This is a genomic window from Micromonospora sp. NPDC003197 (assembly GCF_053590565.1).
Window position 1 is genome coordinate 67383 of the sequence record NZ_JBSFTE010000033.1, and the last position, 8123, is coordinate 75505.

An 8123-nucleotide genomic window follows, 5' to 3' on the forward strand; every position below is an offset into this window, starting at 1 on the left:
ATCGCTAGCCCGTTAGGGTGAAGCGATGATCGTGGCAGTCGGCATCGACGTGGTGCTGGTCGACCGGTTCACCCGGGCGCTGGAACGTACCCCGCTGCTCGCCGAACGGTTGTTCACCGAGGCGGAGCGGACCACCGGCTCCGGTCATCCACGTTCGTCGGAGTCACTGGCCGCCCGGTTCGCGGCCAAGGAGGCGGTGGCCAAGGCACTCGGTGCGCCAAGCGGCCTGCGTTGGCACGACTGCGAGATCGTCGCCGATCCGGCCGGGCGGCCGTGGCTGACCGTTTCCGGTACGGTCGCGACTGCCGCTACGGAGCGGGGCATCAACCGCTGGCACCTGTCGCTGTCGCACGACGGTGGCATCGCCTCAGCGATGGTGGTGGCGGAAAGCTGAGCACTCCGACGGTGTTGTCGGCTGGAACGGCCATGGTGGCGCGAGCGGACACGGTGAGGTGACGTGGTGAGACCGGTGTGGCGGGTCGCGGACGTACGGGCGGCGGAGGCGGCGTTGCTGGCCACGTTGCCGCCGGACACGCTGATGCAGCGGGCCGCGGCCGGCTTGGCCCGTCGGTGCGCGTTGCTGCTCGCCGAGCGGGGCGGGGTGTACGGCGCACGGGTGCTGCTGCTGGTCGGGTCGGGGGCCAACGGCGGCGACGCGCTCTACGCCGGTGCGCTGCTGGCCGACCGAGGGGCCGCCGTCACCGCCCTGCCGCTGACCCCGGACCGGATGCATCCGGGTGGGCTGGCGGCGTTGCGGACGGCCGGGGGCCGGATCGTCGATGCCCTGCCGGATCGGGCTGACCTGGTCCTGGACGGCATCGTCGGGATCGGCGGCTCCGGCGGGTTGCGTGAGCCTGCGGCACGGATCGTGGCCGGGCTGGCGGGGCTGCGTACCCGGGACGGCCACCGCGCCACAGTGGTCGCGGTCGACGTGCCCAGCGGGGTGGCGGTGGACACCGGGGACGTGCCGACTCCGTCCGACGATCAACCGACCGCCGTAACCGCCGACGTGACCGTCACCTTCGGCTGTCTCAAACCGGCCCTGACGGTGGGGGCCGCCGCCGAGTTGGCCGGGACGGTGGAGTTGGTCGACATCGGCCTGGGCCCGTGGCTGCATGCCAGCCCCGCGCTGGAGGTGACCGAGTGGACCGACGTGGCCGACTGGTGGCCCCGGTTGGCGGCCAGTTCCGAGAAGTACAGCCGGGGCGTGGTGGGGATCGCGACCGGTTCGGCCACCTATCCGGGGGCCGGGGTGCTGTCGGTGGGTGGTGCGTTGGCCGGGCCGACCGGGCTGGTGCGCTATGCCGGCGGTGCCCGGGCCGAGGTACTACACCACCATCCGTCGGTGATCGCTACCGACCGGGTGGCCGACGCCGGCCGGGTGCAGGCCTGGGTGTGTGGCTCCGGGCTGGGCACCGGGGAGACCGCCCGGACGGAGCTACGAGCGGTGCTGGCCGCGCCGGTCCCGGTGGTGCTGGACGCCGACGCGCTGACCCTGCTGGTGGACGGTTCGTCGGCGAAGCGACTGCGGGACCGGGACGCGCCGATCGTGATCACGCCGCATGACCGGGAGTTCGCCCGGCTGGCCGGGGAACCGCCGGGTGCCGACCGGGTCGGTGCCGCGCTCCGGCTGGCCGCCTGGATGCGGGCGGTGGTGCTGCTCAAGGGCGAGCGTACGGTGATCGCCACCCCGGAGGGGCGGGCCTTTGTCAACCCGACCGGCACGCCGGCGCTGGCCACCGGGGGTACCGGCGATGTGCTGGCCGGGTTGTTGGGCTCGCTGCTGGCCGCCGGCCTGCCGGCGGAGCGGGCTGCGGTGGTCGCGGCGTACCTGCATGGGTTGGCCGGCCGGGAGGCGGCCCGGCGTGGTCCGGTGACCGCCTCCGATGTGGCCGACGCCCTGTCCGCGGTGGTGCCAGTCTGATTTCGGCGCGCCAGCCGTCGGTTCTGGGACGACCGGTGGTCGCACCGGCCGGTAAGGGCCTGGGGTATCGGTGGTCGTACCGGCCGGGAAGGGCCGGGGAGTATCGGGGCGTCTGCCTGGCGGGTCTAGCGCCGGGAGAAGGCCGCCTGGACTTCGTCGGGGGAGCAGGCGAGGGCCGTCGGTTCGGGGTCGGCCGGCGTGACGTGGGGCAGGTGGATGACGGTGTCGTAGGCGTCGAGTGGGCTCACGTCGGAGTAGAGGGCGCCGAACCGTAGCTGGCTGACCCCTTGAACAGCATTGACATCGGTTGGTGACAGTTGCCGGAGGTTGGCGGCGAAGGGGCCGTCATGGCTTGCGGCTAGGAGTGCGTCGAGGCTGCCGTCCTGCGGCGGTGCCAGCTCCGTGAAGAGGGTGCCGGTGTAGAAGTCGGCGTCGGTGTTGAGGGTCTGGCCGGTCCCGGTGGTGGTGCCGATGACGACATAGTCCTGACCGAACCGGTCGGCCAGGTGCAGACCCATCGAAGGCGCTGGCGGCATGCCGGGCAGAGGCAGGGTCCAGCGCTGGATGTGGCCGTTGTGGGCGGCCAGCAGGATCCGGTCCTCCCGCCCCAGGATCCATTCAACGTTGTCGGCAATCGCGGCGTCCCGGCTGTTCAGCACGGCATCCTGGTCGCCGCCGGCCATCCCGCGTACGACCAGGTCGAGGGTGACCGTGAGACGCAGTGCACGCAGCGCCCGTTCGTACGCGTCGACCGTGGTCCGTCGGAGGTAGTCGAGGCGGCGTTCGGTCATCCGTGCGGTGAGTTCGTCCAGGCCAGCGGTCAGTATTTCCCTGGTCGCGGGGGCAACCTCGAGGTACGCGGCGAAGGCCGCCGGGGCGGAGAACGCGGATGCCGCCGAGAAGGCCGATGCTGTCTCCCGGATGTCGGGGTCTGGCTGGAATTCTGGATCGGCCCGCGCCAGGTAGGCGAGGACGGCGTCCAGGCCGGGCAGCAGGGAAGCGTTCGAGCCGGACAGGTCGATGCCGTAGAAGCTCACCGGCCGCTCGGCAGTGCGGTTGTGTCGTCGCATCCACTCCAGGTGGTCACGCATCTGCGTCCAGAGTCCCATCAACGACGTCATGCCGTTGGCCAGGACCTGGCCGACCTGTTCCGCGCCGCCTCGGACCCAGTCGTCGACCCGCCATCCTTCGACGAATCCCGACTCCATCGCGTACGCGGTGAAGCCATGCCGTTTGACGAGGTAGCGCAGTAGGCGGTGGCGGAGTTGGTAGGGCTCGCGGTTGTAGTGCGCGCTTTCGCCGATCGCTACCACCCGCGCGTCGCCGATCGTCTCGTCCAGCCAGTCCAGGTCGTCCAGCGGATCGTTCGGATCCAGCGTCCGCAACGGGTGAATGGCGGCGCTGCTCAGCCGCCCCGTAGAAGCCGTGGAGACGTTCGTGGTCATTGCCGCGCCCCTCTCGTACGTTTCCAAGTTTGGGAACGATATCAAATGTGGGATCATTGGGCGATGGACGTGCTTGACCTTCTCCTGCACCCGGTGCGGCTGCGCATCGTGTACGCCTTCTCGGGCGGCCGGGTGCGCACCACCGCCGATCTGTGCGCGAGCCTGCCCGACGTTCCCAAGACCACGTTGTATCGGCACGTCGGGCTGCTCGCCGAAGGCAGGGTTCTGGAGGTCGTCGACGAGCAGCGAGTACGCGGCGCGGTGGAGCGCCACTATCGGCTGCGCCGGGATCAGGCGGTGATCGACGCGGAGACGGGTGCCTCGATGACGCTGGACGAGCACCGCCACGGGTTCACCGCAGCATTGGCTGCCCTGCACGCCGAGTTCAATGCCTATCTCGACCGGCCCGGTGCCGGCCCGTTCGCCGATCTGGTGGGCTATCGGCAGGGCATCCTCTGGCTCAGCGACGACGAGACCGCCGAAATGCTCGGTGAGTTGCAGGCTGTCGTTGCGGCGCGGGCTGGCAACCAGGCGGCGCCCGGCCGCAGGCCCCGCCTGATGAGCCTGATCCAGTTCCCGACGGAGGAACCAGTCCAACTCGTGGCCAACCGGCCCGAGGGAGACGACACGCACTGACCAGCGGTGTGCCAGACGCCGACCAGCGGTGCGTCGGACGGCTCGCCGGAGGGCTCACGGTATGGGCTGCTCCGGCCGGGGAAACCGTCTGGTCAGTAGGCTGACCTCATGTGGCAGGCCGAGGTACGCGTCGATCTTGAAGCGATCCGGGAGAACGTGGCCCGGCTCCGGGCCGGCACCACCGCCGAGCTGATGGCAGTGGTGAAAGCTGACGGCTACGGTCACGGCATGGTGCCCGTAGCCCGTGCCGCCCTGGAGGCGGGGGCGAACTGGCTCGGTGTCTGCACCCTCGACGAGGCGCTGGCCCTGCGCCGCGCCGGCATCACCGCCCCGGTCCTGGCCTGGCTACTCGCCCCCGGCCTGCCGCTGTACGAGGGGGTGGCGGCCGACATCGACCTGAGCGCGGCCAGCACCGACCAGTTGGCCGAGATCGTCTCCGCCGGGCAGCGGGCCGACCGGGTCGCCCGGGTGCATCTCAAGCTCGATACCGGGCTCTCCCGGGGCGGGGCCACGCCGGACGACTGGCCCGCCCTGGTCGAGGCTGCCGCGAAGGCACAGGCCGACGGTGTGGCCGAGGTGGTCGGCGTGTGGAGCCACTTCGTGTACGCCGACTCGCCCGGCCACCCGACCATCGACCGGCAGTTGGCGCTCTTCCACGAGGGTCTCGCCCTTGCCGAGACGTACGGCGTCCGCCCGCGTTATCGGCACCTGGCCAACTCGGCGGCCACCCTGACCCGACCAGACACCCACTTCGACCTGGTCCGTCCGGGGGTCGCCATCTACGGGCTGTCGCCGGTGGCAGGAGAAAGCTACGGTCTGCGTCCGGCGATGACCGCCCGGGCCCGGGTGACGACGACCAAGCGGGTGTCGGCTGGAACCGGAGTGTCCTACGGGCACACGTACACCACTGAGCAGGAGACCAACCTGGCGGTGGTGCCGCTCGGCTACGCCGACGGCGTACCCCGGCATGCCTCCAACCGAGGCCCGGTGCAGCTCGCCGGTCAAGTCCGGACGATCTCCGGCCGGGTCTGCATGGACCAGATCGTGCTGGACTGCGGTGACGACCCGGTGGCCCCCGGGGATGTGGCCACGCTCTTCGGCAGCGGGGCGAATGGCGAACCGACGGCAGACGACTGGGCCGAGGCGGTCGGCACCATCAACTACGAGATTGTCACCCGGTTCGGCGGGGTACGGGTTCCCCGGGTCTACGACGGGGAGTCGCGGTGACCGGAGGCGGGAAGAGGGCGAGGTCCCGGTGACCGGAGGCGGGAAGGGGGCGAGGTCCCGGTGACCGGCAGCGGCGAGGGGGCGCGGCCGAAACGGTCCGGCCCTCGACTGGGTCCGGCGAAGGTCGCCGGCATCTTCGGTGCGGTGCTGGGGATCGCGGCGGCCGGCGCGGCCGTCGGGGTTGCTGCCGAGCGGGCGCTGGGCCGCAGGCCGCGGACCGAGATCGGCGACCGGTACGCCGACGAGGTCTTCGGCTCACAGCCGTGTGACGAGGCGCTCCAGATCGAGATGCCGGACGGCACCGACATCCACGTCGAGTTGATCGAGCCGAGGGGTGATGGCAAAGCCCGACCGACGGTCGTCTTCGTCCACGGTTTCTGTCTCGACATGGGCACGTTCCACTTCCAGCGCAAGCTCTTGGCCGAGCGGCGCGAACACCGGTTGGTCTTCTACGACCAGCCGGGACACGGCCACTCGGGGCGACTGAAGTCCGGCGAGTACGACCTGGACCGGCTCGGGGAGACGCTACGTACGGTCATCGACCGGACCGTGCCCAGCGGTCCGTTGGTGCTGGTCGGCCACTCGATGGGCGGCATGACGATCATGGCGTTCGCGGAGCGGTACCCGGAGATGTTCGGCGACCGGGTGGTGGGCACGGTGCTGATGGCGACCTCGGGTGGCCGCAGCGAGGAGACGAAGCTCGGCCTACCGGCGATCTTCGGCCGGGTCGGTCTGCCGTTCCTGCCGGTGGTCACCAACACGACCCGGCTGACCGGGGGAGCGATCGACCAGGTCCGGAAGGCCGCCTCCACCGTGGCCTGGCTGCTGACCCGGAAATACGGGTTCGGCACCGACCGACCCAGCCCCGCCCTGGTGTCCTATGTGGAGGAGATGAACTCCCGCACCTCGGCCGATACCGTGGTCCGCTACCTGCGTACGCTCTACACGCATGCCCGCTATCCGGCGCTCGCCGCGCTCCGCGGCACCCCTACCCTGGTCATCGTCGGGGACAAGGACATGATCACGCCGGTCACCCATTCCGAGGAGATCATGCGGCACCTGCCCGAGGCCGAGTACGTCAAGGTGCCCGACAGCGGGCACGCGGTGATGCTCGAACACGCCGACGAGGTCAATGCGGCGCTGGGGAACTTCCTGGAGAGGCTGTCTCGATGAGTGTGGTGGTCAAGCTGCCCACGGTGGAGCAGACGCGGGCGTTCGGCAGCCGGCTCGGCCGACTGCTGCGCGCCGGTGACCTGCTGGTGCTCACCGGGCCACTCGGCGCCGGCAAGACCGCGCTCACCCAGGGCATCGGTGCCGGCCTCGGCGTGCTCGGCGACATCACCTCACCCACCTTCGTGATCGCCCGGGTACACCGGCCGGACCCGGCCCAGGGCGGGCAGGCGGCCCTGGTGCACGCCGATGCGTACCGCCTCGGGGACGCGACCGATCCCCGGGCCGAGATCGACGATCTTGACCTGGACGCGTCGATGGACGAGGCGGTCACCGTGGTCGAGTGGGGTGCCGGAATGGTGGAGCAGCTCGGCGACGCCCACCTGCACGTCCGGATCGACCGCCACGACGACGACACCCGCGAGGTGGAGCTGGTGCCGGTGGGCGGAGACTGGGCCGAGCGCATCGCCGCACTGCACTGAACGAGCCGGACCCGAGCCGGCCCTGGGCTGGAACGAGCCGGACCCGAGCCGGCCGTGATTGTTGTCGCTGGAACGAGCCGGCCCTGACCTGCTGTCGCTGAACGGCCCTGATCTGCTGTCGTACCCGTTGCCTACAGTGCGCCCGTACCCGTTGCCTGCGGGCGCATCGTCCCTCACCGGTGGAAAGGTTGCCCATGCCGCACGACGCTCCGACCCTCGATCTGCTGGCGCTGCTGCCGACGGAGTGGCGGACGGTCCTGACTCCGCACCTCGACCCGGACCGGACCGCCGCGCTCGGTGAATTCGTCGCGGCGGAGTACGCCACCCAGACGGTCTACCCGCCGGTGGAGGACCTCTTCTCCGCCTACCGGCTCTGCGCACCGCAGGACTGTCGGGTGCTGATCCTTGGCCAGGACCCCTACCACAAGGCCGGTCAGGCACACGGGTTGAGCTTCAGCGTCCAGGACGGGGTATCGGTCCCGCCGTCGCTGCGCAACGTCTTCAAGGAGATGGGCGAGGACGTCGGCGTGCCGAAACCGCGCAACGGCAACCTGAACGGCTGGGCGGCACAGGGGGTGCTGCTGCTCAACGCGGTGCTGACGGTCCGCGAGGCCAAGCCCGGCTCGCACGCCAACAAGGGCTGGGAGGAGTTCACCGACGCCACCATCCGGGCACTGGACGCCCTGCCGAACCGGGTCGTCTTCCTGCTCTGGGGCGGCTACGCCCGCAAGAAGGCGGACCTGGTCACCAACCCCGCGCACGTGGTGCTGGAGGCTGGTCACCCGAGCCCGATGAACCCGCGCGGTTTCCTCGGCAGCCGGCCGTTCAGTGCGACCAACCAGGCGCTCGCCGAGGCTGACCTGCCCGGCATCGACTGGGAGAAGTCGGCCGGCTGACCCGGCTCGATGTTCGACGCCACGCCTCGGGTGGGGGTCGCCGTGCTGCCCGGCCGGATGGAGACAGCACCTTCGCCGAGGCGAGGTCAACATCATCCTCCCGCAGGTGACGCCGCCTGTTCAGCCGATGCCGGTCCAGGCATTGCGCTGGTCAGGATGATCGGCGATCACCCCTTGACCGGTTGGAGGAATCATGCGCCCCGGTATCCGGCTGCGGCTACTGCCATCCGCGATCGTCACTGCGGCCGGGTCATCAGATTCCTCCGTGGATACTGCGGCCTTCAGGCCGGAGAGGAAGCGGACTCCTGCGGAGCAGGTCAGGGGTAGCCGATTCGCCGTCGAG

Annotated in this window: 9 protein-coding genes; 7 read left to right on the forward strand and 2 right to left on the reverse strand. The window is 70.5% G+C overall.

The annotated features are described in order from the left end of the window. Positions 1 to 25: 25 nt before the first annotated feature. On the forward strand, positions 26 to 394 hold the full coding sequence (locus ACWDV4_RS27125; protein ID WP_449984250.1) for a holo-ACP synthase: 369 nt from the start codon (positions 26 to 28) through the stop codon (positions 392 to 394). A gap of 66 nt (positions 395 to 460) precedes the next feature. Next, a complete protein-coding gene (locus tag ACWDV4_RS27130) occupies positions 461 to 1924 on the forward strand; it encodes an NAD(P)H-hydrate dehydratase (protein ID WP_449984253.1) in 1464 nt (487 codons plus the stop codon). 125 nt (positions 1925 to 2049) lie between these two features. On the opposite strand, the gene ACWDV4_RS27135 is transcribed toward ACWDV4_RS27130, so the two are convergent. Beyond that, positions 2050 to 3369, reverse strand: coding sequence for an erythromycin esterase family protein (locus tag ACWDV4_RS27135; RefSeq protein ID WP_449984256.1), 1320 nt, complete (start codon positions 3367 to 3369; stop codon positions 2050 to 2052). 63 nt (positions 3370 to 3432) lie between these two features. Here ACWDV4_RS27135 and ACWDV4_RS27140 point away from each other — a divergent pair, with 63 nt between their 5' ends. From ACWDV4_RS27140 to ACWDV4_RS27160, 5 genes are all read left to right on the forward strand, one after another. Continuing rightward, entirely contained in the window at positions 3433 to 4005 is a 573-nt protein-coding gene (locus ACWDV4_RS27140) for a helix-turn-helix domain-containing protein (protein WP_449984259.1), read from the forward strand. 108 nt (positions 4006 to 4113) lie between these two features. Beyond that, on the forward strand, positions 4114 to 5232 hold the full coding sequence (alr, locus tag ACWDV4_RS27145; RefSeq protein ID WP_449984261.1) for an alanine racemase: 1119 nt from the start codon (positions 4114 to 4116) through the stop codon (positions 5230 to 5232). A gap of 60 nt (positions 5233 to 5292) precedes the next feature. Next, the gene (locus ACWDV4_RS27150; protein ID WP_449984264.1) at positions 5293 to 6405 is read left to right on the forward strand and encodes an alpha/beta fold hydrolase; all 1113 of its coding nucleotides are present in this window, start codon (positions 5293 to 5295) and stop codon (positions 6403 to 6405) included. Further along, entirely contained in the window at positions 6402 to 6884 is a 483-nt protein-coding gene (tsaE, locus tag ACWDV4_RS27155) for a tRNA (adenosine(37)-N6)-threonylcarbamoyltransferase complex ATPase subunit type 1 TsaE (RefSeq protein WP_449984267.1), read from the forward strand. The genes ACWDV4_RS27150 and tsaE overlap by 4 nt, the downstream gene beginning before the upstream one ends. A gap of 194 nt (positions 6885 to 7078) precedes the next feature. After that, positions 7079 to 7780, forward strand: a complete 702-nt coding sequence (locus ACWDV4_RS27160) for a uracil-DNA glycosylase (RefSeq protein WP_449984268.1) — start codon at positions 7079 to 7081, stop codon at positions 7778 to 7780. A gap of 120 nt (positions 7781 to 7900) precedes the next feature. Here the strand turns inward: ACWDV4_RS27160 and ACWDV4_RS27165 are convergent. Beyond that, positions 7901 to 8123 (reverse strand): hypothetical protein (locus tag ACWDV4_RS27165; protein ID WP_449984270.1); only part of this gene is annotated, 223 nt, incomplete at its 5' end.

What these genes read in the sequence shown, in the direction of transcription:
- ACWDV4_RS27125 (WP_449984250.1), top strand. Translation starts at nt 26, where the DNA reads ATGATCGTGGCAGTCGGCATCGACGTGGTGCTGGTCGACCGGTTCACC.
- ACWDV4_RS27135 (WP_449984256.1), bottom strand. Translation starts at nt 3,369, where the DNA reads ATGACCACGAACGTCTCCACGGCTTCTACGGGGCGGCTGAGCAGCGCC.
- ACWDV4_RS27140 (WP_449984259.1), top strand. Translation starts at nt 3,433, where the DNA reads ATGGACGTGCTTGACCTTCTCCTGCACCCGGTGCGGCTGCGCATCGTG.
- ACWDV4_RS27160 (WP_449984268.1), top strand. Translation starts at nt 7,079, where the DNA reads ATGCCGCACGACGCTCCGACCCTCGATCTGCTGGCGCTGCTGCCGACG.
- alr (WP_449984261.1), top strand. Translation starts at nt 4,114, where the DNA reads ATGTGGCAGGCCGAGGTACGCGTCGATCTTGAAGCGATCCGGGAGAAC.
- tsaE (WP_449984267.1), top strand. Translation starts at nt 6,402, where the DNA reads ATGAGTGTGGTGGTCAAGCTGCCCACGGTGGAGCAGACGCGGGCGTTC.